This is a genomic window from Acidovorax sp. FG42 (assembly GCF_057809195.1).
The window spans coordinates 208551-232933 of record NZ_JBMDJM010000006.1 but is presented as its reverse complement, the minus strand read 5'-3'; the positions used below and the strand labels follow the sequence as shown (position 1 = coordinate 232933).

Sequence of the window (24383 nt, the reverse complement as noted above, 5' to 3'; positions counted from 1 at the left end):
CCCCCCCCCCCAGCACTCATTCAATCTAAGAATTGAAATTCAGAGTGATGTGAGCTGGTCTTGCTCGGCGGAAGTCTAAAATTTTCTCTCGCTTAACCAACTCATTAATTGCAACTTCCATATCATCTCGCAGCCTCAACATCGACGGTCCCAGCCGATAAAGATCCGTCAATTTGAATGCTTCAACGTTTTTGGTTTCATATTGATGGACCAGCCATCTCCATAGCACATCGCAGTACATTTCAATAATGTCCGATGATTTTGGCGCATGGAAAATACGAGAGTGCTCCGCCAAATAGTATTCGGATACTTCAATGGACCTGCGCAGCATCTTGTCAGTCACCACCGTATCGCCATTTAAAAAATAACTCATGTTGGCAGCCCGACGAGCGATATTATTTGGCGTTTTCGTTGCGAATCCCGGCATGTGTTCATACTTCCCGCCCACCCGAAGATCCCCTTCGATCCCGTTCGAATACTCGAGCCAAGTTTTCGTCGCTTCCGTATCAAATTTTATTACCTTCTTGGGGGAATTGTTTTTATGCATAGTCCAGCCCTCATAAAGTATTTTTTCCATTCGACGTTCGTACCACATTTTCCACATTTCCCACTTTGAAACTTCTGATTGGGCTTCAATTTTTCTCTCCCCCATCAACGACTTCGGACGACAAACCTCCGTCCGCTCAAAAAAACCAAAACCTAGCCCTACCGCCCTGTTATTCTTCAAGAATTTTTCAAATGGAGGATCCTGCATCATTAAAAATATCGCCAAATTCGGATCTTTAGCGTCATAACTCTCTTCAGTTTTCCTATCGACAGTAATATCCACCCCACTCCAAGCATCACAGATGTGAGGTAAACCGGCGACGGCTCTGCCATTAAGCACTCCAGATGCTTCACCACTATTAATATACAACCAAGGTTGTTGCGAAAGCTGATATGTATTCGACTCGGGAGTTGCATCAGACGACAATAAACGCGGCCTCGGAATCTCTTTCGGATAACTATCCCTTAAGCGCTTCAATTCAACTTTATGCAAAGATGGATCTTTTCCCTCTTTAATACACTGATATATTTCCGATCTTTTTACTTTTATCTCCATATCAATAAATTCTCGTTGAGATTCCCTCTCCTTATTATCCAATCTCCATTCTTCATCTATTTCTTCGAGAAATTCGTAAATTGGCTTCAGCACACGCTTATTGACCTCAGTCTTCCCAAAACCGCTATTGCCGATGACTGCTGCAAATTGACCAAGTGGTGCGTACTGGCGATTTGGCAATTCCACGCACGCAACACGTTGGTTAGCTGCACTAATAGTGGTTAGAATTGCAGCCCCCGCCATCGCAGCTGGGGCTTGTGCTTCATCTTGAATAGCAGCGCTATACCCACTCAATTCCCAGGGCAGTGCACCCGTTGGAAAATCATCCATGATTATCTCCTTTAGACTGCTTCGAGCGATTCTCAACCCACTCCTGAATGCTCTCTAACGTCCAACGCGAAGGACCCGCGCCGTCGTCCGAAAATCTAAAAGGCCTTGGAAAATCCCTTTTATACGATGGCGATGTCGGCTTGATGTACTCATACACGGTGGACTTTGAAACACCAATCAGTACAGCAACCTCTTTCACATTCACCGCGTAGGGGCGAATTTCAAAATTAGTCATACAAAATACCCAAATTCAAAATAATCCGATCCTCACTCGGCGCGGCTTGACCCGCGACAAGCACCAAAAACAGAAAGCAAACGTTCGTGACGAATGCTGCAATGGCGTGGGCACATAGGGGCCACGGGACAGACGCAAGCAAGTTGCGCCGGGGACTAGTGACCATGACGCGAGGTCAAGGTACACGTTTAAACCGGCCGGGTAGCCGGCACGATTTATTCAAACTCGGTAATGGCAGCCAATTGCTGGCGCCCCGAGGGTCTGCAAAGGACGGTTTTACGCCTTGCTTGAACAAGCTCGAGGGATGAATGCCAATAGATGGCGCCCCGAGGATCTGCGATGGTTAAAAAAACCGGATCGCACTTCCAGTGTATGAGCGGGGGTACGACATCGTCAAGGGCGATGCCGCAAGAGAGCGGAACGAAGCTTTGCAGAGTGTCCGATGAGGTCCATCCTAGTCCTGACCAATGGCACTGATGATTGGTAGGTTGAATGGTAGATACAAACAAAAAAGCGCCCCGGAGGGCGCATTTTTGCTTGCTTACTGGCGGAAACGGAGGGATTCGAACCCTCGATGAGGCTCTACACCCCATACTCCCTTAGCAGGGGAGCACCTTCGGCCACTCGGTCACGTTTCCAATCCCGCTATTATGCCTCATTTTGGAGGGGTTCCCGCCGAGGCCAGCCTTCGCCAAACCTCGCCGCGCTCCCGAAATCCATGCGCGGCCCCAGGGGCACTTAGTGCAAACCATCGGGCGTTGAGTCTCCAAGACTATGGCGACACGCACAAAAAGCGAACGAATACCCGCAACACACTTGTCGACCGGCCAGCTCAGACGTGTCTCAGAGTTTCAGCCAATCGATCGTAGCGCCCGAGCGCACCACAAACCCACTACCTACCTTGATACGGATCTGGTGACCCCGCGTGGAGCAGGCGCTGATTTGGTCCAACAGCTCGCTCAGCTGTGCGGCCGTCGGGGTTGTCAGGTGGGTGTGGCGCAGCCAGTGGCGCAGCACGTTGGCCTGGCGGGCTCGACTGAGCATTTGCAGGGCCTTGATCTCCGGGGGCTGGCCCACCTGCAACAGGTCTTCCTGGGCCAGCTCTTGCAGCAGTTCTGCCGCCTGGGCGGCGTTGGCCGCTGACCGTGCAAAGGTGTCCCGAAAGGACGGGAAGGCAGCCTCGAGAACCGGGAGCAGTTGCGCCCTGATGCGGTTGCGGGTGTAGCGCTCGTCTCGGTTGGTGGGGTCTTCCACCCACGCTTGGCCCTGCGCCTTCACCCACTGGCGCACGTCCGACGCGGCCACCTGCAGCAAAGGACGATGCCAGACCAGCCCTCCCCGCTCCCACTGGGCCGGCATGGCGGCAAGGCCCGCGACGCCCGCTCCGCGCGACAGGGCCAGCAGCAGGGTTTCGACCTGGTCATCGGCGTGCTGTGCGATTGCTATGGATTGAATAGCACCCAAGGCATGATCTTCTATCGCTACTGCCGTCAAAGCCTGGTATCTGGCTTGCCGGGCAGCATCCTCCGGGCTCTGGCCGGGCGCCGGGCGCGCATCCAGCCGCTGCACGCGCAAAGGCACACCCAGCTGGCCGCACAAGGCCATGCAATGCTGCTCAAAGCTGTCGGCAGCCGCCTGCAGCCCATGGTGTACATGGATGGCCAACACCTGCCCCGGCCAGCGGCGCGCACAGGCCAGCAACAACGCGGTCGAGTCCGCCCCTCCGCTCAACGCCACCGCCAGAGGTAAGGCGGGCGCGAACGCTTGCAGGGCAACGTCCATGGATTGGGTCATGGCGCCTGGCTTCCTGGCGTTGAAGGCCTGGTGCTCGGACCCGCAGCCCCTGGAAACGACTTGGGGCGACAAGGGTCTGGACAGGGGCAACAGTTCATGGGCGCCGATTATCACGGGGCCCCGCTCTCCGGCAGCAAGGTGCATTGGGGGCGCCGCGACGCCCCGCCCCTTCCGACTCAACCGCCCGGTGGGGACAGCCGTGGCGCAGCGTGGGCAGAGTCGGTGGACAGGCGGAAGGTGCCCACCACCTCCGACAGCCGCACCGACTGATCCTTCAGACTCTGCGCCGCTGCAGCGCTCTCCTCCACCAGCGCCGCGTTCTGCTGGGTCATCTGGTCGAGTTGGGCCACGGCCTGCCCCACTTCGTTGATGCTGGTGCTCTGCTCGTTGGTGGACGCGGTGATCTCGGCCATGATGTCCGTCACGCGCTGCACCGAGGTCACGATGTCGGTCATCGTGGTACCTGCGTCGTGCACCAGCCGCGAGCCGTTTTCCACCTGCTCGACCGACGTATTGATCAGGGTCTTGATCTCGCGGGCCGCTTCGGCGCTGCGCTGGGCCAGGCTGCGCACCTCGCCCGCCACCACCGCAAAGCCCCGGCCCTGCTCGCCCGCGCGCGCGGCCTCCACCGCTGCGTTGAGCGCGAGGATGTTGGTCTGAAACGCAATGCCGTCGATCACGCCGATGATGTCGTTGATCTTGCGCGAGGCCGCGTTGATCTGGTCCATCGTGGTTACCACATTGCCCACCACCTGCCCGCCGTGCTGCGCGACGCTGGAGGCCTGGGCCACCAGCTGGTTGGCCTGGCGCGCAGAGTCTGCGTTGTGCCGCACCGTTTCGGTCAGCTGCTGCATGGAGGCCGAGGTCTGCTGCAGGCTGGATGCCGTGAGTTCGGTACGCCCGCTCAGGTCGTGATTGCCGGTGGCGATCTCTTCGGCGGCCACACGCACCGAACTGCTGGCGTCCCGGATCTGCGCCAGCACGCCCGAGAGCTTGCCGGCAAAACTGTTGAAGCTGCCGGCGATCTGGGCCAGTTCATCCTCGCCGTGCGCGTCAATGCGGCGTGACAGGTCGCCGTCGCCCGCGCCGATTTCGTGCATGGCATCGCGCACCAGCGTGAGCTGGCGCAGGCGCCGGGTGAGCACCACCCCCAGCAGCGCCACGGCCACGACCAGCACCAGCACACTGGAGATCAGCGATGTGGCCAACATGGCGCGGATCGGAGCCATGGCTTCGCTCTCGTCCAGGGCCACGACCAGCATCCAGGACGTGCCGGCGATCGGCACCACACTCAGCAGGCGGCTTCGCCCGGCGATGTCGGTCGGCAGCAGTCCTTTGTTCTTGGCAGCAGCCAGCAGCGGCTCTATCGGGAGGTCTTTGGAGAGTTCGGTGATGGGCTTGAGCGTGAGCCCCTGGTCTTTGTGGGCGATGATCTTGCCGTCCGCGGACACCAGAAAGGCAAAGCTTTGCGGCGTGGGCTGGATGGACGCGACATTGGCCACCACCGACTCCATATACACGTCCCCGGCCGCCACCCCCTTGAGTGCGGAGCCCGCACCCACCGGCGTCGCAAAGGTCACCACCAGTTTCTGGTCGGAGGCCGAGATGTAGGGCGGCGTGACCACGGACGTGCCAGCCTGGGCAGCCTGCTTGTACCAGGGGCGCGCAGTGGGGTCGTAGTCGGCGGGGAGGTTGCGGGCTTCGGAGAAAACGTACTTTTTGTCTGCGTAGCCAAAGTACGCGGTGCTGAACTTGCCCGCATCACGCAGCATGGCCAGGGACTTGGCGGGCTCTGGCTCTTCAAACGCGGCGATGGAGGCCGCGATGATGCCCGCCTTCGCGCGGGCCCACTCTTCGATGGCCTCCGCATGGCTCTTGGCGGTGGCCTGCCCCTCCTCCGCCAACGCCACACGCGCTTGTGCGCGGGCGGAGAAATAGTTGACCAGCGTGAGCACCAGCAAGGCGGCCACCATACAGGCGGCAGACACCACCAGGATCTGGCCTTTGAGTGTCTTCAGAAGCGACATGGAGCACCCCTTCAACCGCCCGCGCAGGCGCTGTTCGAAGATGTTACATCCGGTAGCAGTCTGCGCGCCAGAGGGGAGACAGGCGCCGCGCGAACGATTCAGCGCCAAAAACAACAACGACCCCGAAGGGTCGCTGAAAGCGCACCGGACTGGTGCAAAAGCCCCGGCCAGCGCCGGGCTCAAGGCTGCTCAGCGGGCGTCTGCCTTGGTGTCGCTGAACCGGCCGTAGCTCTGCAGGCGCTCATAGCGGCGGTCCAGCAGGTCTTTGGTCTTGAGGTCTGCCACCTGGCGGAAGGCATCGCCCAAAGCGCGCTTCAAAAATGCGGCCATCTGCTTGTGATCGCGATGGGCGCCGCCCACGGGCTCGCTCACGATCTTGTCCACCAAGCCCAGGGCCTTGAGGCGGTGGGCGGTGATGCCCAGGGCGTCAGCGGCCTCTTGCGCCTTGTCGCTGGTCTTCCAGAGGATGGACGCGCAACCTTCGGGGCTGATGACCGAGTAGATGGCGTATTGCAGCATCACAACCTGGTCGGCCACGCTGATGGCCAGGGCTCCGCCGGAGCCGCCTTCGCCAATGATGGTGGTGATGATGGGTACTTCGAGCTGCGCCATCTCGAAGATGTTGCGGCCGATGGCTTCGGACTGGCCGCGTTCCTCGGCGTCGATGCCGGGGTAGGCGCCGGGCGTATCCACAAAGGTGAACACGGGCAGCTTGAACTTCTCGGCCGTCTTCATCAGGCGCAGGGCTTTGCGGTAGCCCTCGGGCTTGCTCATGCCAAAGTTGCGCATGGCGCGCTCCTTCGTGTCACGGCCCTTCTGGTGGCCGATGACCATGCAGGCGTGCCCGTTGAAGCGGGCCAGGCCGCCCACGATGGACAGGTCATCCGCATAGTGGCGGTCGCCGTGCAGCTCGACGAAGTCGGTGAAGATGTCGTGCACGTAGTCGAGCGTGTAGGGGCGCTCGGGGTGGCGGGCGATCTTGGTGATCTGCCAGGGCGACAGTTCGCTGTAGATGTCTTTGGTGAGCTGCTGGCTCTTCTTGCTCAGCTGGTCGATCTCTTCCGAGATATCGACGGCACTCTCGGTCTGCACGTAGCGCAGTTCTTCAATTTTGGACTCCAGCTCGGCGATGGGCTGCTCGAAATCCAGAAAGGTCTTTTTCGCCAACGTTTTTCTCCTTGGGGATCGCACCCGGCGGGGTTGCCACGAATGGCACGCACTGTAACCGGCGTGCCTGCAGTGGTGTCAATAGGTTACAGGCAGGGGGTCCAGAGACCGCCAAATATACCAAGTCGCGACGCTGCACCAGGGCTTCCAGGCCTCGGCCACCTCGCGGGCGTCGCTGCGGCTCACCGGGTCGCCAGAGAAGTAATTCTGGCTGATCCCGCTGATCAACCCCGGGTCGTCCAGGGGCAAAACATTGGGCCGCATCAAATAGAAGATCAAAAACATCTCGGCCGTCCAGCGGCCAATGCCCCGGATGGCCACCAGCTCGGCAATGATGGCCTCGTCGTCCATGGCGGCCCAGTCCCTGACGTGCAGCTTGCCACCCTCAAAGTGCATGGCCAGGTCCACCAGGTAGTCCACCTTGCGGGCAGACAGGCCTGCGGCCCGCATGTCATCGATCTTGAGCTTGAGCACGCTGGCGGGCTTCAGGCCGCGCGGCAGCAGCGCCACAAAACGCTCCCACACGGCCTGCGCTGAAGCCACGGACACCTGCTGGCCCACGATGGAACGCGCCAGGGTGATGAAGGGGTCGCCCTTGGTTTGCAGCGCGGCGTCGCCAAACTGCGGGATCAGGCGCTTCATCACCCGGTCTTTTTTCACCAGGTGCTTACAGGCCTCGGCCCAGTAGTCGGGCGTGGCCAGCACCAGTGGCGGCGCCGCGGCGTCGCTTGCTATCTTTTTAGAAGCTGCCACCGCTCATTCCACCTGCACCACTGGCATATTTGGCTTCAAAACCATGCTCATTGGGCGGCTTCCCAGGTGGTACCGACGGCAGAGTCCTTGAGCACGATGCCCTGGGCCAGCAAGTGGTTGCGGATGCGGTCGGCCTCGGCAAAGTTCTTGGCCGCCTTGGCTGCGGCCCGGGCGGCAATCTGCGCCTGAATCTCGGCCTCATCCACTCCCGCCGCACCGGACTGAAGAAACGCTTGCGGGTCGCCCTGCAAAATACCCAGGCAACCACCCAACGCCTTCAGCAGCCCGGCCAGCTCGGCAGAACGGGTCTTGTTGACTTCGCTCGCCAGGTCAAACAGCACGGCCACCGCCTCGGGCGTGCCAAAGTCCTCGTCCATCGCGGCCTTGAAGCGGGTGGCGTAGGGGCTGGTCCAGTCGATGGACGCCACCTGCGCCGGGGTCACCAGGCTGAGGGCCGTGTACAGACGCTTGAGCGCCTGGCGTGCGTCGTCCAGGTGGGCATCGCTGTAGTTCAGCGCGCTGCGGTAGTGGGCCCGCACGATGAAAAAGCGCACCGTCTCGGCGTCATAGTTCTTGAGCACGTCGCGGATGGTGAAGAAGTTGCCCAGGCTCTTGGACATCTTCTCGTTGTCCACCCGCACAAAGCCGTTGTGCACCCAGAATTTGGCCAGCGGCTTGCCCGTGGCGCCTTCGCTCTGGGCGATTTCGTTCTCGTGGTGGGGGAATTGCAGATCCGCGCCGCCACCGTGGATGTCGAAGGTTTCGCCCAGCGTGGCGCAGCTCATGGCCGAGCATTCGATGTGCCAGCCGGGGCGGCCCGCACCAAAAGCGCTGTCCCACTTGGCCTCGGGCGGCTCCTCGGGCTTGGCGGACTTCCACAGCACAAAGTCGAGCGGGTCTTCCTTGCCGTCCAGCACGGCCACCCGCTCGCCAGCGCGCAGCTCGTCCAGCGACTTGCCCGAGAGCTTGCCGTAGCCATCGAACTTGCGTACCGAGTAGTTCACATCCCCGTTGCTCGCGCGGTAGGCCAGGCCTTTGCCTTCGAGCTGACCGATCAGCGAGAGCATCTGCGGCACGTATTCAGTGGCACGCGGCTCCACCGAGGGTGGCTCGATGCCCAAAAGGCCGATGTCCTGGTGCATCGCAGCAATCATCTCGTCGGTGAGCTGGCGGATGGTGATGCCCCGCTCCAGCGCGCGCTTGATGATCTTGTCGTCGATGTCGGTGATATTGCGCACGTAGGTCACGCGCAGGCCGCTGGCCTTGAGCCAGCGCTGCACCACGTCAAACGCCATCATCATGCGGGCGTGGCCGATGTGGCACAGGTCGTAAATGGTCATGCCGCACACATACATGCGCACATGGCCAGGTTCGAGCGGGGAAAAGTCCTCCAATGCACGCGACAGCGTGTTGTAGATGCGCAAACTCATGGGATTTCAGTAACGGGAGACTTGATGGGGGTGGGTGAGCGCCTGAGACTCACCCGGCAGCAGCGGAACTCAGCCCTGGGAAGGGGGTGGCCCGGCAAGGGGCGTCCAGCAAAATCACCAGCGGCAACAGCGTACCGTCATGACAACCCCCTCAGCTACAATCCGCCGCAGTATAAGCCCCCGCCCGGGCTGGCTGCCGCCCAACTCCTTTGTACCCCCATGAAGCAAGTCCGACGCACACTCCCACGCCTCCTGCGCCTTCTGGCACTGACCGCCCTGATGGGCACGGGTGTGGTCCACGCGGACGACTATGCCGACATCACCCAGCTGCTCAAGGCGGGCAAGGCGTCCGAGGCGCTGGCCAAGGCCGACCAGCGCCTGGCGGCCAACCCGCGTGACCCCCAGCTGCGCTTCTTGCGCGGCGTGGCCCAGACGGACTCGGGCAAGCAGGCCGACGCCATTGCCACCTTCACCAAGCTCACCGAAGAGTACCCAGAGCTGCCCGAGCCCTACAACAACCTGGCTGTGCTGTACGCCAACCAGAACCAGCTGGACAAGGCCCGCACGGCGCTGGAAATGGCGATCCGCACCAACCCCAGCTATGCCACCGCACAGGAAAACCTGGGCGACATCTACGCCAAGCTCGCCAGCCAGGCCTACAACAAGGCGCTGCAGCTGGATGCCAACAACGCCAACTCCGTCAAACCCAAGCTGGCGCTGATCCGCGAGCTGTTCTCCAACGAGCCCGGTAGCAAGGCCGGCCGCCCTGCCGCTGCCGCACCGGCTCCCGCCGTGGTAGTGACCCAGCGTCCCGCAGCCGCTCCTGCGCCCACGCCAGCCCCTGCAGCGGCTGCACCAGCGCCGGCCACCCCGGCTCCTGCACCTGCCCCGACTCCAGCGCCTGCGGCCGCCCCCGCACCAGCGGCCAGCCCTGCTGCGGCACCCGCGCCGGCACCTGCCGCAGCAGCGGCGGCTGACGCGTCCACCCAGGCGGTGACCGCCGCCGTTCAGGCTTGGGCTGCAGCCTGGGCCGCCAAGGACATGAAGGCTTATCTGGGCGCCTACGACAAGTCGTTCGACCCACCAGGCCGCCAGGGCCGCGCCGCATGGGAGAAGGAGCGCGAAGCGCGCATCGTCGGCAAGTCCAAGATCAGCGTGAAGCTGTCCGATATCAACGTGTCGGTGCAAGGCGACAAAGCCACCGCCCGTTTCCGCCAGGCCTACAGCGCTGATTCGCTCAACGTCAGCAGCCGCAAGACCCTGGACCTGGTGCACAACAACGGTCGCTGGACCATCGTCCGCGAATCCACGGGCGGTTGACCATGCTCCCCGAGGCGGCGCCTGCGCCTTCCGCGCGGGCTTTTTTTTTGCCCCAGCGCACAGCTGATTGATGTTTCGCATGTTCGTGCCCCTGACCTCCCCGGGCCGCCGGGCCGCATCGGCGATGCTGTTGCTGCTGGGCACCTCGCTGGCCACGCCCGCCCTGCCGCAGGGCGCCAAGGCACGGCGTGCGGCCGCTGCGCACGCAGCATCCACCACGCCCCCTGTCGCCCCCGCGCCGGCAGAGTTGCGTGACGGCCAGGCAGAGGCCCGCCTCATGGCGGTCTACAAGCTGGTGGCCGAAGGGCGCGGGCGGGAAGCCCTGGCACAGGCAGAAAGCCTAGCGCGCGACTACCCCAACTTCCAGCTGGCCCAGCTGGCGGTGGGCGACCTGCTGATGTCGCGCACGCGCCCTCTGCGGCACCTGGGCGATGTAGCCCCCGAGCCAGACTCGGCCCGCAGCATCCAGGCAGCAGCGGCGCTGGCCGAGCTGCGCACCGAATCGCGCCAGCGCGTGGATGCGCAACGCGGTCGCCCCCCCGCCAACGCCATCCCCGCGCAGTTCCTGGAGCTGTCGCCCCGCTCGCGTCACGCGATTGCGGTAGACACCTCGCGCTCGCGGCTGTACCTCTTTGAAAACACCGCGCAGGGCCTGCGGCTGGTGGCCGACTATTACGCCTCCGTGGGCAAGCTCGGTATCGAAAAAGAGGTGGAAGGCGACCAGCGCACGCCGCTGGGGGTTTACTTCATCACCAGCCGCCTGGACCCGGCTAAGCTCAAGGACTTCTACGGCGCGGGCGCCCTGCCCATCAACTACCCCAACCCCCTGGACCAGAGCCGGGGCAAGACCGGCAGCGGCATCTGGCTGCATGGCACGCCGCCCGACCAGTTCTCGCGCGCGCCCTTGGCCACCGACGGCTGCCTGGTGCTGGCCAACCCCGACCTCGAACGCATCCTGCGCACGGTGGAGCCCCGCTCCACCCCCGTGGTCATTGCGCGGCAGCTGCAATGGGTACAACCCCACAGCGTGGCCGCCGACCGCAAATCGTTCGACGCGGTGCTCAATGCCTGGCGCACCGCCAAGACGGAAGGGGACATGAAGCGCCTGCTGGGCTTTTATGCGCCCGACTTCCAGAGCTACCGCAAGAAGCCGCTGGAAGAATGGACCCAGGTGCTGCAGGCCGAGGCCCGCGCCCTCAAGGGACGGGAACTCCAGCTCAAGGACAAGTCTTACCTGCGGTGGACAGACTCGGCCGACACCATGGTGGTAACGTTCGGCGAAGTCGCCGAAGGCGCACGCACGGGGCCGGTCAAGCGCCAGTACTGGACGCGCCGCGGCCAACAATGGCAGATCTTTTTCGAAGGAGTGATTGGATGATTTCCAGAAGAAATTCGACGGTAGCGCTGGCAAGTATCGCCCTGGCTGCTATGTTTACAGTAGCACCCGCCCAGGCGCAAGACGCTCCCAAGGTCAAGCTGGCCACGTCGATGGGTGACATCGTGGTGCAGCTCGATGCCGCCAAGGCTCCCAAGACGGTCGAGAACTTCCTGGCCTATGTGAACAGCAAGCACTACGACGGCACGATCTTCCACCGTGTGATCGACGGCTTCATGATCCAGGGCGGCGGCTTCACCCCCGACATGCAGCAAAAGCCCACCAAGGCTCCCATTCCGCTCGAAGCCAAGAACGGCCTCAAGAACGACACCTACACCATCGCCATGGCGCGCACCGGTGATCCCAACTCGGCCACTTCGCAGTTCTTCATCAATGTGAAGGACAACGCCATGCTCAACGCCCCCAGCCCCGACGGACACGGCTATGCCGTGTTCGGCAAGGTGGTCGAAGGCACCGCCGTGGTGGACAAGATCAAGGCTGTGGCCACCGGCAACAAGGGCCCGCACCAGAACGTGCCCAACACCCCCATCACCATCAACTCCGCCACCGTGGTGAAGTAATTTTTTTGAAGAAAGCACTGCAATGAGCAATCCACAAGTTGAACTCCACGTGACCATCAACGTGGCCGAGACCGCCACCCAGGGCGTGATCACCCTGGAACTGGACGCCGAGAAAGCCCCCAAGTCCACCGCCAACTTCCTGAGCTATGTGAACAGCGGTTTCTACAACGGCACCGTGTTCCACCGCGTGATCAAGAACTTCATGATCCAGGGCGGCGGCATGACGGCCGACATGAAGCAAAAGGAAACCCAGGCCCCCATCGAGAACGAAGCCAAGAACGGCCTGAAGAACGACAAGTACACCGTGGCCATGGCCCGCACTGGCGACCCCCACAGCGCCACCGCGCAGTTCTTCATCAACACGGTGGACAACGCCTTCCTGAACCACAGCTCGCCCACCGCACAAGGCTGGGGCTACGCCGTGTTCGGCAAGGTCGTGAAGGGCCAGGACGTGGTGGACGCCATCAAGGCCGTGCGCACCACCCGCAAGGGCTTCCATGACGACGTGCCTTTTGACGCCGTCGTGATCGACAAGGCCGTGGCCCTGTAAATCCGCCGCCTGATCCGGGCCTTGACTGCCGACCCGTTGACGACCGTGCCCCCGTTCGAGGAGCTTGCCGCTCCACCGCACTGGCGCACGGTCGATTTCATTTCAGACCTGCACCTGCAGGCCAGCGAGCCCGCCACCGTGGCCGCATTCCAGCACTATCTGGAAAGCACCCCGGCAGACGCCCTCTTCATCCTGGGCGACCTGTTCGAGGTGTGGGTGGGCGACGATGCCCTGCGCGAGCCCGGCAGCTTCGAGGCCCAGGGTTGCGGGCTCCTGCGGGCTACGATGCAGCGCCTGCCGGTGTACTTCATGCACGGCAATCGCGATTTTCTGGCGGGCCCTGACTTCCTGGCTGCGTGCGGCATCACCGGCCTGGCAGATCCCACGGTCTTGACCTTTGGCGGCCAGCGGTATGTGCTGAGCCACGGCGACCTGCTGTGCCTGGACGATGTGGACTACCAGCGCTTTCGCCTGCAGGCGCGCAGCGCCGCTTGGCAGCAGCAGTTTCTGGCCCAGCCCCTGGCCACGCGCCGCGCACAGGCGCGCGGCATCCGCCAGGAGAGCGAGGCCAAAAAACAATCCGGCGCCAGCTATGCCGATGTGGACGGCCCCGCCGCCATCGCCTGGCTGCAGGCCGCTGGCGCACACACCCTCATCCACGGCCACACCCACCGGCCTGCCCAGCATGTGCTGGCCCCGGGGCTGCAGCGCGTGGTGCTGAGCGACTGGGATGCTGCGGCATTGCCCCCCCGTCTGGAAACACTGCGTTTGTCCAGCGCGGGCTTGGAACGGCTGTCCCTGGCCCCCAAGTAACAGCGGTCATGAACTGAGCGGGCCCACCTCCCGCAGCCCGATCGCCATGCCCCCCTTGCTCAACCGCCTCTGGCGCCGCGTGCGCGCCACCGTGGCCCCGGTGCCGGACATCTCGGCCACGCTGTGGCTGCAGACCGTGCAGCGCTACCCGTTTCTGGCCGCGCTGTCGCTGCACGACCAGGCCAAGCTGCGCGTACTGAGCGCCCTCTTCTTGCACCACAAGGAATTCCACGGTGCCCATGGCCTCGTGGTGACCGACGCCATGGCCATCGACATTGCCGCGCAGGCCTGCTTGCCCCTGCTGCACTGGGGCGACCCTGCGAAGGCACTCGACTGGTACGACGATTTTGTGGGCATCGTGCTGCACCCCGGCGAAGCCGTGGCCCGCCGCCAGACGATGGACGAAGCGGGCGTGGTGCACGAGCACACCCAGGTGCTGCTGGGCGAGGCCATGGAGCGCGGCCCCATCATGCTCAGCTGGCAGCATGTGAGCAACGCCACCGAGAACACCGCGCGCGGCCATAACGTGGTGGTGCACGAGTTCGTGCACAAGCTCGACATGAAGAACGGCCAACCCAACGGCTGCCCGCCCTTGCCCGCAGGATTCATGGGCGCACGCACCGGCCGTGCGGCGTATGAAGCGTGGTGGGCAGCCTGGGAGCCCGCCTACGAACAGTTTCGCGAGCGCGTGATCATGGCCGAGCGCTTTGGCGCAGAACGGCCCTGGCTGGACGCGTACGGCGCCACCTCGCAGTCCGAATTCTTTGCCGTGGCCTGCGAGGCGTACTTTGTAAACCGCGAACGGTTTTCCCAGGAGTTTCCGGGATTGATGCCAGTGCTGGATGCGTTCTTCCAGCGCCCTGCGGGCTGAGCTTGGCCGCATGCGTAGGGGCCCACGCCGGTCATAGACTGATTGGAGTCGCAGCGCCTGCCGCCGCCGGTACATGCAAGCGCAGTCACTCAGACTGCAGCCGTGCTCCAGGGCGCCGCCTCAAGCGCCCAGAGCGCTTTCCACCGCCTGCTTGGCTTCTTCCAGACTGCTGAAAAACTGGGTGGGCTGCGGCATGGCCTTGGGCAGATGGGCGGGCGGCGGCCACAGGCGGTCGTCTGTCCAGGCGGCGGTCCACCCGCCAATGTCTTTGCGCTTGATGGAGCAAAGTGCTTGCCCGTCCACGTTGGCTATCCAGGTGGTCGGCGGGTTATGGTCCCAGATGACATGTGCCATGGCGCCCTCTCACGGTTGCTGAACCATTGTAGGAAGCCTGAGCAAAATTGGGCAATGGCGTTCACCCCACCCCCGCAGCCATCCGGCCACAGAGCGGGAGGCAAGGCAAAACGACGGCAGGCGCTCGTGCAGCACCCGGCCCGTCATCAGCCAGCAGCCAGCGCGCGCCGCGCGGCCTGGGCCACGCTCGCAGCATCCACCCCAAAAAACTGCCTCAGCGCCGCTCGCGTATCACTGCGGCCAAAGCCGTCGGTGCCCAAGGTGATGTACTTGCGGCCTTCGGGGATGAACGCGCGCACCGTCTCGGGCACGGCACGTACGTAGTCGGTGGCGGCGATCACCGGTCCACGGGTTGCGGCCAGTTGCTGGGTCAGCCATGCGGGGGCAGGCTGGGCATCGCCCGCCAGCCAGCGCTGCTCGCAGGCCACGCCGTCGCGGGCCAGTTCGCTCCAGCTGGTGACGCTGAGTACGGTCACATCCACCCCTTCGCTGGCGATTTGCTCGGCGGCCTTGACCACCTCGGTCAGGATGGCGCCAGAGCCAATCAGGGTGACGCTTTGGGACGAAATCGCGCTGTCGCGCTGGTGCATATTTCCTGAGTAGCTCCTGAAAAAATAGCAACCACGCAGCACACCCTCTGCCGCATCGGCAGGCAAGTCGGGCTGGGCGTAGTTCTCGTTCATCAGCGTGACGTAGTAGAAAACGTCGCGCTGCTCGGTCACCATCTCGCGCATGCCGGCGTCGATGATGACGGCCATCTCGCCCGCATAGGCCGGGTCGTAGGCCTTGCAGTTGGGGATGGTGGCCGCTACCAGGTGGCTGGTGCCGTCCTGGTGCTGCAGGCCCTCGCCGCCCAGCGTGGTGCGGCCCGAGGTGGCGCCCAGCAAAAAGCCGCGCGCACGCTGGTCCGCAGCGGCCCAGATGGCGTCGCCCACGCGCTGGAAGCCGAACATGGAGTAGTAGATGTAGAAAGGCAGCATGGCCAAGCCATGCACGCTGTAACTGGTGGCGGCCGCCGTCCAGCTGGCGATGGCGCCCGCCTCGCTGATGCCTTCTTCTAAAATCTGGCCGTCCAGCGCCTCGCGGTAGCTGAGCACCGAGCCGATGTCCTCGGGCGCGTAGCGCTGACCCACGCTGCTGTAGATGCCCACCTGTTTGAACAGGTTGGCCATGCCGAAGGTGCGCGCCTCGTCGGCCACGATGGGCACGATGCGCGGGCCCAGCGTGGCGTCTTTGAGCAGGCTACCCAGCATGCGCACAAAGGCCATGGTGGTGCTCATTTCCTTGCCATCGGCCTGCAGCGCGAACTGCGCGTAGCTTTCGATGGCGGGCACAGGCAGCGCCTCGCAGGTCGTGTCGCGGCGGGGCAGATAGCCGCCCAGGGCCTGGCGGTGGCTGCGCAGGTAGCGCATCTCGGCGCTGTCCTCGGCGGGCTTGTAGAACGCCAGACTGGTCGCCTGCTCGTCACTCAAGGGCAGGTTGAAGCGGTTGCGGAATTCGATGAGGTCGGTCTCGTCCAGCTTCTTCTGGCTGTGCGTGGTCATCTTGCCTTGCCCTGCTGTGCCCATGCCATAGCCCTTCTTGGTGTGCGCCAGGATCACGGTGGGCTGGCCCTTGTGGGCGCTAGCTGCAGCATAGGCGGCGTGGATCTTGACGAGGTCGTGCCCGCCGCGTTTCAGGCGGTCGATCTGCTCGTCCGTCATGCCCTGGGCCAGGGCGGCCAGCTCGGGGTTTTGGCCGAAGAAGTTGTCGCGGTTGAAGCGGCCGTCCTTGGCGGCGAAGGTCTGCATCTGACCATCGACCGTGCCTTCGAGCGTGCGCACCAGCGCGCCGGTCAGGTCGCGGGCGAACAGGCCGTCCCAGTCGCTGCCCCAGACCAGCTTGACCACGTTCCAGCCCGCGCCCGCAAACAGGCGCTCCAGCTCGTCGATGATGCGGCCGTTGCCGCGCACCGGGCCGTCCAGGCGCTGCAGGTTGCAGTTGACCACCCAGACCAGGTTGTCCAGGCCCTCGCGCGCGGCAAGGGTCAGGGCGCTCATGCTCTCGGGCTCGTCCATCTCGCCATCACCGAACACGCCCCACACCTTGCGGCCCTCGCAGTTGAGCAGGTTCCGGTGCGTGAGGTAGCGCATGAAGCGCGCGTGGTAAATGCTGCTGATGGGGCCGATGCCCATGGAGCCGGTGGGGAACTGCCAGAAATCCGGCATCAGCAAGGGGTGCGGATAGCTCGACAGCCCCTGCGCGCCTGCGCCCGGCGCTGTCAGCTCCTGGCGATAGTGCTGCAGGTCCAGCTCGGACAGGCGCCCTTCCAGAAAAGCCCGCGCATACACACCCGGCGCGCTGTGCGGCTGGAAGAACACCAGATCCCCACGGTGCTGTCCATCGCCCAGCCCCTCGCGGGCGCGGAAGAAGTGATTGAACCCGCTTTCGAAAAGATCCGCCGCACTGGCGTAGCTCGCGATGTGACCGCCCAGCTCGCCATACGCCTGGTTGGCCCGCACCACCATGGCCAGCGCGTTCCAGCGCACGATGGAGGCCACGCGCTCCTCGATGGCCAGGTCGCCGGGGAACACGGGCTGGTCCTGCACCGCCACGGTGTTCACGTACGGCGTGTTCAGGTCGGGCTGCCAGCCAATGCGCTGCGCGCGTGCCACCCGCACCAGCTCTTGCAGCATGTGCCGCGCGCGCTCGGGGCCTTCGGTGGCGACCAGCGCCAGGAAGGCATCGCGCCACTCGGCGGTTTCTTCGGGGTCGGCGTCCAGCGGGGCGCCGGGGGCTTGTTGCAGCAGGGCGTGGGATGTGAGGGCGTTCATGGCAGCCACTGTAGCGAGGCTGGCTCCAAATGAGTTGCCGTTTTGCCTTTTGCGCCATGCCGCCATAGCACTTTATGCCGCCAAAGCCATAAACTGCAGCACATGAAACTGGACACCCTCGATTTGCGCATCCTGGCCGAGCTGCAGGCTGACGGCTCTCTGTCCAACGTGGAGCTGGCGCGGCGCGTGCACCTGTCGCCCTCGCCCTGCCTGGCGCGGGTAAAGGCGCTGGAGGCGGCAGGCGTCATCAGCCGCTATGTGGCGCTGGCCAATGCGGCGGCGCTGGGGCTGGGCCTGAATGTATTCATCAGCATCAGCCTCAAGACGCAAAGCAAAGAAGCCCTGGCCGACTTTGAACGCCGCATTGCCGAGCACGACGAGGTGATGGAGTGCTACCTGATGAGCGGCGACAGCGACTACCTGATTCGCGTAGCGCTGGCCGACATCGGGGCGCTGGAGCGGTTCATTCTGGAGCAGCTGTCGCCCATTCCGGGCGTGGAGAAGATCCGGTCCAGCTTTGCACTCAAGCAGGTGCGCTACAAGACCGCCCTGCCCTTACCCAGCGCCTGAGCACGCTCCTTGCGGCGATCATCGCGGCGACCCCTATTTACGCGCCACGTCGCTCGTCGCCACCCGCTTGCGCAGCTCGCGGACCAGCGCCTTGGCACGCGCCTCGTTGGCAGGGCCCATGCGCAGCAGGATCTTCTGGCCGCTGGGCAGCGCCTCCAGCGCGGGGTCCAAAAACTCGTAGCGCACCCAGGGGCGCAGGTTGGGCACGTCGGTATTCACGGGCGTGAGCTTGACCTGCAGCGGGCCTGCGGGCTCGGGCGCCTGCAGCAGCTGGTCCAGCACCGCCACCAGGCGGTCGTTAAAGTAGCGCCGGGGGTAGCCCAGCTCTTCATACGCTTGTTGAAACAGCGGGTACAGCCGCGCGTACAGCGCCACGGCGGGCTCCATCGGTACCGCTTCGGCAAACGCCAAGAAGGCGCTGTAGCGTGCGGCATTGGCCGCCGCGACGGTGGTGGGCGCGTCACCAGTGCCATCCACCACAAACCGCTGCGCCGTGGGCTGCACCGGCCACATGCGCGATGGCGCGTGGGCACGCCCCAGGTTGTCCACCGTGGCCACCACGCGGCGCACAAAACCGTCGGTCTGCAGAAACATCGCCAGCTTGTCACGGCCCAGCAGCCCGGCCAACAGCTCTGCCACCCGGGGGTCGGACTCGGCCAGCGCGGGCAAGGCTGCGTCGGGCGGCGCCAGCGCATCCACCGGGTTCTGCGGCCCCGACGCCTCGGGGGCGGGCGGGGGCGCTGCCGGTGCGGCTGGAGCGGCGACCACAGGGGGTGGAGCTGCCGCTGGCTCCACCGGGCGCAGCCAGAACCACCAGGCAGCACCAGCCGCCACGGCGCACACCAGCGTGGCCAGCACGGCCGAGAGGGCGCGGGAGGTGCGCTCTGGCGCGGGGCGAAATTCTGCGGTGTCTTGATCGGGCATGGGCTCTCCTTCAACACGGGAACAACCCTTGTCCGAGCCTACGCAGCGTCAGGCGTTCCCTCTCGGTCCCACATGGGGCGTGCACGATTGGACAGCCGCACACCCAGGCCCCAGTAACGCGATGTAGCCCGCCCCGGGCCGGCCCGCGAATAGGCCCTGCTTAAAACGCCGTCGGTGTGGTGGACAGCGACTCCAGCCAGGCCACCGTGGCTGCCAGCTCGGACGGGCGAATTTCGTGCGCGCTGGGGAACTCGCGGTACGTCACCGTCACCGGCAGCGGCGCCATGTGGTGGGCAATGGCCTGGGCGTTGGCCAGCGGGATCACGTTGTCGTGGGTGCCGTGGCTCAGCCACAGCTGCTTGCCGCGCAGCGCATCGGCAGGTGCGGTGAGCGGCACCACCTGCGGCAGCAGGCGGCTGTGCCACACCAGGCCTGCATGCATCAACGCGGGCCGGGTGAGCAACAGCGACAGCGCCATGATGCCGCCCTGGCTGAAGCCGCCCACCACCACCCGCTCGGGCGGAATGCCCAGCTGCTCGGCGGCAGACTCGACCGCCTGGGCCACCACGGCGCGGCTTTGCGCCTCCTGCTCTTCGTTGATGGTGCGCTCGCCGCTGGGCTCGATGGAGAAATCAAACCACGCGTGCGAGCCCGGCCCCATACGAAACGGCGCCCGCAGGCTCAACACATGGAACCGGTCCGGGATCTGCGGGGCCAGGCTGAACAGGTCCTGCTCGTTGCTGCCCACGCCATGCATCAGCACCAGCAGCCAGGGCCGGGGTGTCGTGGCGGCAGCGGGGCGCTGCAAAAAGGAGAGCGGCAAGGTAAGCATAAATGTGCGCCTCGAACGGTTTAGGGCCAAAAACGGGTGGAGTGCGAGGATTTCCGTGTCAGTGCACCGGCTCCAGCGCAAACGCGTCCATCGACAGCATGCTGTACATCACCTCGCGGCTCAAGTAGTTTGCGTGCAGGTCTTCGCCTGCAGCGCCCAGGGCAAAGAAGATGGGCAGGAAGTGGTCTTCGGTCGGATGCGCGCGGTGGGCATGGGGGGCCTGGCTGCGGTAGTTGAGCAACGCGGCCATATCCCCACGGGCCAGAGCATCCTCGATCCAGCGGCTGAACTCCAGCACATAGGGCGCAGGTTCGCGCTCTCCGCCAAAAAACTCGGCCAGGTTGTGCGTCATGCTGCCCGACCCCACCACCAGCACGCCCTGGCTGCGCAGGCTGCGCAAAGCGGCGCCCAGTGCATACACCTCGGCCGGGCCAGCGCCCACGGGCAGGGCCACCTGCACGACGGGTACGTCGGCCTGCGGGAACAGATGCATCAGCGGCACCCAGGCGCCATGGTCAAAGGGGCGTGCGGCGTCACCTTGGGCGGCCACGCCAGCGGCCTGCAGCAGGCCCAGCACCTCCTGCGCCAGCGCGGGTGAGCCGGGGGCCGGGTATTGCAGCTGATACAGCGCAGGGGGAAACCCTCCAAAGTCGTGCCAGGTGGCGGGCTGCGGCCCGGTCATCACCTGCGCAGACCGCGCCATCCAGTGCGGCGACATGACCACCACGCCCCGCAAGCCCGGGTACTGCGACTTCAGGCTCTGGCCCCATTGCGTCAGCGCCGGGCCGGTGGTGCCCGCATCCAGCGCAAACAAGGGCGCGCCGTGCGACACAAACAGGGCGGGAATTGCAGCAGAAACTGGAACGGGGGCTTGGACAGAGGCAGACATGACAACTCCAACAAGGGATGCCATGAATGTAGGACTGATAGCCTGCGATACCAAGCCCTGCAGGGCAGACAGATTGTTCTACGGGTGATGCCAATCAACCATTGACAGGCCGATGGCGCACGGTGGGCAACACCTGCACATCCCTCCTGACGCGCAAGCCTCAGGACCCGTCGCGCACCCTGCCCCGCAGCGCCTTGGTCTCGCCCCGCTGCGTTTTGCTTTGCAAGCGCCGCTGTTGCGAGCCATAGGTGGGTTTGGTGGCCCTGCGCACGCGGGGCGGCACGGCCACGCTGTTGACCAGCGCGTTCAGGCGCTCCAGGGCGTCGGCGCGGTTCAACTCTTGGCTGCGGTATTGCTGGGCCTTGATGACCACCACACCGTCTTGGGTGATGCGGGTGTCGCGCAGGGCCAGCAGGCGCTCCTTCACGCCTTCGGGCAGCGACGATGCCGCCACGTCAAACCGCAGGTGGACCGCGCTGGATACCTTGTTGACGTTCTGCCCGCCCGCGCCCTGGGCGCGCATGGCGGTAATGTCAACCTCGCCTTCTGAGACCTGCAGGGGCAGCGGGGCCACGGTCGTGAAACTCCCCGAGCCCAGCCATCAGGCCGCTGGCTGCTGGGCCAGCAACTGCGCCAGCCCGTCAATCGCCAGGCCATAGCCCAGCACCCCAAATCCGCACATCACTGCCTTGGCAGCGGCAGCCATGTACGAATGGTGGCGGTAGGCCTCGCGCGCGTGCACGTTGCTGATGTGCAGCTCGATCAGGGTGATGCCCGTGCCCTTGATGGCGTCGTGCAGGGCAATGCTGGTGTGGGTGTAGGCCCCGGCGTTCATCACCACGCCTGCCAGCTCGCCCGCCGCATGCAGTCGGCCAGCCTCATGAATCCAGTCCACCAAGGCCCCTTCGTGGTTGCTTTGGTGAAAACGCAGCGCGAAACCGTGGCGGCTGCAGGCGTCGGTGCAGAGCTTTTCCACATCGGCCAGGGTGGCGGCGCCGTACACGGCGGGCTCGCGCGTACCCAGCAAGTTCAGATTGGGGCCATTGAGGACAAAAACGGTTTTATTGGCAGTCACAGACAGGGTCTCCGGGGCGATGCGCCTGCCACGCTGGCAGGCCAGAGTGCGGGATTATGAAGCGCCAAGAAAAAAGCGGCCCCGAAGGACCGCTGTAAAAGGCAGCCTGTGCAACGCTGCCTGTGAGCGACTCGCGCCCAAGAGGTTGGTGACAGACCAGCCGCTGGGGGCTGATCAACGGTCCCAGTGGCGACCGTGGCCGTGCCCGTGGTGGCGGTGGCCGTAGCCATAACCGCCGTAAACCACCGCTGGGGGTGGTGTGTAGTACACCGGGGGAGCGCTGTAGTACACGGGGCGTGGAGGGGGAGCGTAATACACGGGTGGGGGCGGTGCCACGTAAACCGGGGCGGGGGCGTAGTAGCCATTGCTGGCCCCCACCACCACGCCGGGCACGCCAATGCCCACGGACCAATTGACATCGCGGGCCTGGGCGGAGCCAGCACCAGCCAACAGGGCCAATGCCACACCCGCCACAGCGGCCGCAGTAGAAACAGAACGGGTTTTCGTCATGGAAATCTCCTAGTGAATGAGGGCGGCCCACCAAAAGGACACACCTCACCGGTACACAACGCACCAAGTGCCTAAAAGGATGGCACAAAACCGTCTTTACGTTGTGTCTGAACGTACACGCGCTTGTTTTAATGCGTAAACCGTCACGAAACCGCCGCCTAAAATGGCTGGATGAGCACCCCCTCCCCCGCCAATACCGCCGCCACAGCTACTTCTGCGGCCGCTGAAACCGTCAAGCCCAGCAACTTTTTGCGCCAGATCATCGAACACGACCTGGAAAAAGGCACCTACGCCACCCGCCGCTGGGCCGGCACCCCCGGCGACGCCGCCCACCACGCCCAGGGCGAGCCCGACCCCGCCAAGATCCGCACCCGCTTCCCGCCCGAACCCAACGGCTACCTGCACGTGGGCCACGCCAAGAGCATCTGCATCAACTTCGGCCTGGCGCGCGACTACGGCGGCGTGTGCCACCTGCGCTTTGATGACACCAACCCCGAAAAAGAAGACACCGAATACGTGAACAGCATCATCGACGCCGTGAAATGGCTCGGTTTTGACTGGACACAGATCGGCCAGGCCCCCGGCAGCGCCGCCCCCTACCAGGCCAGCGACTACTTCGACTTCATGTACCGCGCGGCCGAATACCTGATCGAAGCCGGTCACGCCTACGTGGACGAACAGACCGCCGAACAAATGCGCGTGAACCGGGGCGACTTCAGCAAGCCCGGCGTGGACAGCCCCTTCCGCAGCCGCACCCCGGCAGAAAACCTGCGCATCTTCCGCGAGATGAAGGACGGCCAGCACGAAGACGGCTCCATGGTGCTGCGCGCCAAGATCGACATGGCCAGCCCCAACATCAACATGCGCGACCCGGCCATCTACCGCATCCGCCGCGCCACGCACCACAACACGGGCGACACCTGGTGCATCTACCCCATGTACACCTACGCGCACCCTATTGAGGACGCGCTGGAGCAGATCACCCACAGCCTGTGCACGCTGGAGTTTGAAGACCAGCGCCCCTTCTACGACTGGCTGCTGGAGCGCCTGACCGAGGGCGGCTTGCTGTCCAGCCCGCCCCCCCGCCAGTACGAATTTGCGCGCCTGAACCTCACCTACGTCATCACCAGCAAACGCAAGCTTGCCCAGCTGGTGTACGACCACAAGGTCAGCGGCTGGGACGACCCCCGCATGCCCACCATCGTCGGCCTGCGCCGCCGTGGCTACACGCCCGCCGCTATCCAGACCTTTGCCGAGCGCATCGGCGTCACCAAATCCGACAGCTGGATCGACTACAGCACCCTGGAAGGCTGCCTGCGCGAAGACCTGGAGCTGAAGGCCCACCGCGGCATGGCCGTGCTCAACCCCGTCAAGCTGGTGCTGACCAACTGGGACGACGTGATGGGCGCAGGCCACCTGGAGCCCTGCAGCCTGCCCGCCCTGCCCCACCCACCCGAGGGTGTGGAAAGCCCCGTGCGCCACTTCACCATCGGCAAGGAAGTCTGGATCGAGCGCGAAGACTTTGAAGAAGTGCCCCCCAAGGGCTACAAGCGCCTCTTCCCCGGCAACAAGGTGCGCCTGAAGGGCGGCTACGTCATTGAATGCACTGGCTGCACCAAAGACGCGGACGGCAACATCACCGAAGTGCTGGCCACCGTGGTGCCCGACACCAAGAGCGGCACCCCCGGCGCCGACAGCGTCAAGGTCAAGGCCGCCATCACCTGGGTGGGCGTGGCCGACGGCGTGAACGCCGAAGTGCGCATGTACGACCGCCTGTTCCTGGACGCCCACCCCGACGCGGGCGGCAAGGACTTCATCGAAAGCCTGAACCCGAACAGCCTGAAGGTGGTGACGGCCATCGTGGAGCCGTCATTGGCCAACGCCAAGCCGGACGACAAGTTCCAGTTTGAGCGGCACGGGTACTTTGTGGCGGACCGGATTGATCACAAAGCGGATAAGCCGGTGTTTAACTTGGCGGTGGGGTTGAAGGATTCATGGGGAAAGTAATTCCCCGTGAATCGAAGAGGCCGGCAGACTTTCAGGTTTGCTGGCCTTTTTTATCGACTGG

At 64.1% G+C, this 24383-nt stretch carries 23 protein-coding genes and 1 tRNA gene; 8 read left to right on the top strand and 16 right to left on the bottom strand.

The window, feature by feature from the left end; translation table 11 throughout:
* Positions 1-25: 25 nt before the first annotated feature.
* The 8 genes from ACODSM_RS09240 to cysS all read right to left on the bottom strand — a co-directional run bounded on the left by ACODSM_RS09240 (position 26) and on the right by cysS (position 8838).
* A complete protein-coding gene (locus ACODSM_RS09240) occupies positions 26-1432 on the bottom strand; it encodes a DUF3987 domain-containing protein (protein ID WP_488805047.1) in 1407 nt (468 codons plus the stop codon).
* Entirely contained in the window at positions 1425-1667 is a 243-nt protein-coding gene (locus ACODSM_RS09235) for a helix-turn-helix transcriptional regulator (RefSeq protein ID WP_488805046.1), read from the bottom strand. Before ACODSM_RS09235 ends, ACODSM_RS09240 begins: the two co-directional genes overlap by 8 nt.
* A 545-nt stretch (positions 1668-2212) precedes the next feature.
* Positions 2213-2305: transfer RNA gene (locus tag ACODSM_RS09230), tRNA-Ser, on the bottom strand.
* Positions 2306-2510: 205 nt separating this feature from the next.
* Entirely contained in the window at positions 2511-3461 is a 951-nt protein-coding gene (gene tilS, locus ACODSM_RS09225) for a tRNA lysidine(34) synthetase TilS (protein WP_488805045.1), read from the bottom strand.
* A 176-nt stretch (positions 3462-3637) separates the two neighbouring features.
* Positions 3638-5488, bottom strand: coding sequence for a methyl-accepting chemotaxis protein (locus tag ACODSM_RS09220; RefSeq protein WP_488805044.1), 1851 nt, complete (start codon positions 5486-5488; stop codon positions 3638-3640).
* 189 nt (positions 5489-5677) lie between these two features.
* On the bottom strand, positions 5678-6655 hold the full coding sequence (locus ACODSM_RS09215; protein WP_060987106.1) for an acetyl-CoA carboxylase carboxyltransferase subunit alpha: 978 nt from the start codon (positions 6653-6655) through the stop codon (positions 5678-5680).
* Positions 6656-6733: 78 nt separating this feature from the next.
* Positions 6734-7408, bottom strand: coding sequence for a DNA-3-methyladenine glycosylase family protein (locus ACODSM_RS09210; RefSeq protein WP_488805043.1), 675 nt, complete (start codon positions 7406-7408; stop codon positions 6734-6736).
* A 47-nt stretch (positions 7409-7455) separates the two neighbouring features.
* Positions 7456-8838 carry a cysteine--tRNA ligase gene (cysS, locus tag ACODSM_RS09205; RefSeq protein ID WP_488805042.1) on the bottom strand — a complete coding sequence of 461 codons (1383 nt, stop codon included), beginning with the start codon at positions 8836-8838 and terminating at the stop codon, positions 7456-7458.
* Positions 8839-9057: 219 nt separating this feature from the next.
* On the opposite strand from cysS, the gene ACODSM_RS09200 reads away from it, so the two are divergent.
* The 6 genes from ACODSM_RS09200 to ACODSM_RS09175 all read left to right on the top strand — a co-directional run bounded on the left by ACODSM_RS09200 (position 9058) and on the right by ACODSM_RS09175 (position 14348).
* Positions 9058-10158: a L,D-transpeptidase Cds6 family protein gene (locus tag ACODSM_RS09200; RefSeq protein WP_488805041.1), complete on the top strand. Its 1101-nt coding sequence runs from the start codon at positions 9058-9060 to the stop codon at positions 10156-10158.
* Between the two features lie 70 nt (positions 10159-10228).
* Positions 10229-11536, top strand: coding sequence for a L,D-transpeptidase family protein (locus tag ACODSM_RS09195; RefSeq protein ID WP_488805040.1), 1308 nt, complete (start codon positions 10229-10231; stop codon positions 11534-11536).
* The gene (locus ACODSM_RS09190; protein WP_060987110.1) at positions 11533-12114 is read left to right on the top strand and encodes a peptidylprolyl isomerase; all 582 of its coding nucleotides are present in this window, start codon (positions 11533-11535) and stop codon (positions 12112-12114) included. Before ACODSM_RS09195 ends, ACODSM_RS09190 begins: the two co-directional genes overlap by 4 nt.
* 22 nt (positions 12115-12136) lie before the next feature.
* The gene (locus ACODSM_RS09185; protein ID WP_015014968.1) at positions 12137-12664 is read left to right on the top strand and encodes a peptidylprolyl isomerase; all 528 of its coding nucleotides are present in this window, start codon (positions 12137-12139) and stop codon (positions 12662-12664) included.
* Between the two features lie 36 nt (positions 12665-12700).
* The gene (locus ACODSM_RS09180) at positions 12701-13477 is read left to right on the top strand and encodes a UDP-2,3-diacylglucosamine diphosphatase (RefSeq protein ID WP_488805039.1); all 777 of its coding nucleotides are present in this window, start codon (positions 12701-12703) and stop codon (positions 13475-13477) included.
* A 46-nt stretch (positions 13478-13523) separates the two neighbouring features.
* Positions 13524-14348, top strand: coding sequence for a M90 family metallopeptidase (locus ACODSM_RS09175; RefSeq protein WP_015014970.1), 825 nt, complete (start codon positions 13524-13526; stop codon positions 14346-14348).
* A gap of 120 nt (positions 14349-14468) precedes the next feature.
* On the opposite strand, the gene ACODSM_RS09170 is transcribed toward ACODSM_RS09175, so the two are convergent.
* Complete coding sequence (locus ACODSM_RS09170) at positions 14469-14702, bottom strand: hypothetical protein (RefSeq protein WP_015014971.1); 234 nt, start codon at positions 14700-14702, stop codon at positions 14469-14471.
* Between the two features lie 146 nt (positions 14703-14848).
* Complete coding sequence (mdeB, locus tag ACODSM_RS09165; protein ID WP_488805038.1) at positions 14849-17515, bottom strand: alpha-ketoglutarate dehydrogenase; 2667 nt, start codon at positions 17513-17515, stop codon at positions 14849-14851.
* A 102-nt stretch (positions 17516-17617) separates the two neighbouring features.
* On the opposite strand from mdeB, the gene ACODSM_RS09160 reads away from it, so the two are divergent.
* A complete protein-coding gene (locus ACODSM_RS09160) occupies positions 17618-18085 on the top strand; it encodes an Lrp/AsnC family transcriptional regulator (protein WP_056640266.1) in 468 nt (155 codons plus the stop codon).
* 33 nt (positions 18086-18118) lie between these two features.
* Here ACODSM_RS09160 and ACODSM_RS09155 read toward each other — a convergent pair whose 3' ends face one another.
* From ACODSM_RS09155 to ACODSM_RS09130, 6 genes are all read right to left on the bottom strand, one after another.
* Positions 18119-19009: a DUF3014 domain-containing protein gene (locus ACODSM_RS09155; RefSeq protein WP_488805037.1), complete on the bottom strand. Its 891-nt coding sequence runs from the start codon at positions 19007-19009 to the stop codon at positions 18119-18121.
* 160 nt (positions 19010-19169) lie between these two features.
* The gene (locus tag ACODSM_RS09150) at positions 19170-19841 is read right to left on the bottom strand and encodes an alpha/beta hydrolase (RefSeq protein ID WP_488805036.1); all 672 of its coding nucleotides are present in this window, start codon (positions 19839-19841) and stop codon (positions 19170-19172) included.
* Positions 19842-19899: 58 nt separating this feature from the next.
* Positions 19900-20730: a DODA-type extradiol aromatic ring-opening family dioxygenase gene (locus ACODSM_RS09145; RefSeq protein WP_488805035.1), complete on the bottom strand. Its 831-nt coding sequence runs from the start codon at positions 20728-20730 to the stop codon at positions 19900-19902.
* 160 nt (positions 20731-20890) lie between these two features.
* Positions 20891-21304: an alternative ribosome rescue aminoacyl-tRNA hydrolase ArfB gene (gene arfB / locus ACODSM_RS09140; protein WP_488805034.1), complete on the bottom strand. Its 414-nt coding sequence runs from the start codon at positions 21302-21304 to the stop codon at positions 20891-20893.
* 27 nt (positions 21305-21331) lie between these two features.
* Positions 21332-21805, bottom strand: a complete 474-nt coding sequence (aroQ, locus tag ACODSM_RS09135) for a type II 3-dehydroquinate dehydratase (RefSeq protein ID WP_488805033.1) — start codon at positions 21803-21805, stop codon at positions 21332-21334.
* Between the two features lie 174 nt (positions 21806-21979).
* Entirely contained in the window at positions 21980-22315 is a 336-nt protein-coding gene (locus ACODSM_RS09130; RefSeq protein WP_056640282.1) for a hypothetical protein, read from the bottom strand.
* A 171-nt stretch (positions 22316-22486) separates the two neighbouring features.
* Between ACODSM_RS09130 and ACODSM_RS09125 the strand changes: the two genes are divergently transcribed.
* The gene (locus tag ACODSM_RS09125) at positions 22487-24322 is read left to right on the top strand and encodes a glutamine--tRNA ligase/YqeY domain fusion protein (protein ID WP_488805032.1); all 1836 of its coding nucleotides are present in this window, start codon (positions 22487-22489) and stop codon (positions 24320-24322) included.
* Positions 24323-24383 lie beyond the last annotated feature (61 nt).

Coding starts and splice junctions, on each gene's coding strand:
- ACODSM_RS09240 (WP_488805047.1), bottom strand. CDS start 1,432: ATGGATGATTTTCCAACGGGTGCACTGCCCTGGGAATTGAGTGGGTAT.
- ACODSM_RS09235 (WP_488805046.1), bottom strand. CDS start 1,667: ATGACTAATTTTGAAATTCGCCCCTACGCGGTGAATGTGAAAGAGGTT.
- tilS (WP_488805045.1), bottom strand. CDS start 3,461: ATGACCCAATCCATGGACGTTGCCCTGCAAGCGTTCGCGCCCGCCTTA.
- ACODSM_RS09220 (WP_488805044.1), bottom strand. CDS start 5,488: ATGTCGCTTCTGAAGACACTCAAAGGCCAGATCCTGGTGGTGTCTGCC.
- cysS (WP_488805042.1), bottom strand. CDS start 8,838: ATGAGTTTGCGCATCTACAACACGCTGTCGCGTGCATTGGAGGACTTT.
- ACODSM_RS09200 (WP_488805041.1), top strand. CDS start 9,058: ATGAAGCAAGTCCGACGCACACTCCCACGCCTCCTGCGCCTTCTGGCA.
- ACODSM_RS09195 (WP_488805040.1), top strand. CDS start 10,229: ATGTTTCGCATGTTCGTGCCCCTGACCTCCCCGGGCCGCCGGGCCGCA.
- ACODSM_RS09190 (WP_060987110.1), top strand. CDS start 11,533: ATGATTTCCAGAAGAAATTCGACGGTAGCGCTGGCAAGTATCGCCCTG.
- ACODSM_RS09185 (WP_015014968.1), top strand. CDS start 12,137: ATGAGCAATCCACAAGTTGAACTCCACGTGACCATCAACGTGGCCGAG.
- ACODSM_RS09175 (WP_015014970.1), top strand. CDS start 13,524: ATGCCCCCCTTGCTCAACCGCCTCTGGCGCCGCGTGCGCGCCACCGTG.
- ACODSM_RS09170 (WP_015014971.1), bottom strand. CDS start 14,702: ATGGCACATGTCATCTGGGACCATAACCCGCCGACCACCTGGATAGCC.
- mdeB (WP_488805038.1), bottom strand. CDS start 17,515: ATGAACGCCCTCACATCCCACGCCCTGCTGCAACAAGCCCCCGGCGCC.
- ACODSM_RS09160 (WP_056640266.1), top strand. CDS start 17,618: ATGAAACTGGACACCCTCGATTTGCGCATCCTGGCCGAGCTGCAGGCT.
- ACODSM_RS09155 (WP_488805037.1), bottom strand. CDS start 19,009: ATGCCCGATCAAGACACCGCAGAATTTCGCCCCGCGCCAGAGCGCACC.
- ACODSM_RS09150 (WP_488805036.1), bottom strand. CDS start 19,841: ATGCTTACCTTGCCGCTCTCCTTTTTGCAGCGCCCCGCTGCCGCCACG.
- ACODSM_RS09145 (WP_488805035.1), bottom strand. CDS start 20,730: ATGTCTGCCTCTGTCCAAGCCCCCGTTCCAGTTTCTGCTGCAATTCCC.
- ACODSM_RS09130 (WP_056640282.1), bottom strand. CDS start 22,315: ATGACGAAAACCCGTTCTGTTTCTACTGCGGCCGCTGTGGCGGGTGTG.
- ACODSM_RS09125 (WP_488805032.1), top strand. CDS start 22,487: ATGAGCACCCCCTCCCCCGCCAATACCGCCGCCACAGCTACTTCTGCG.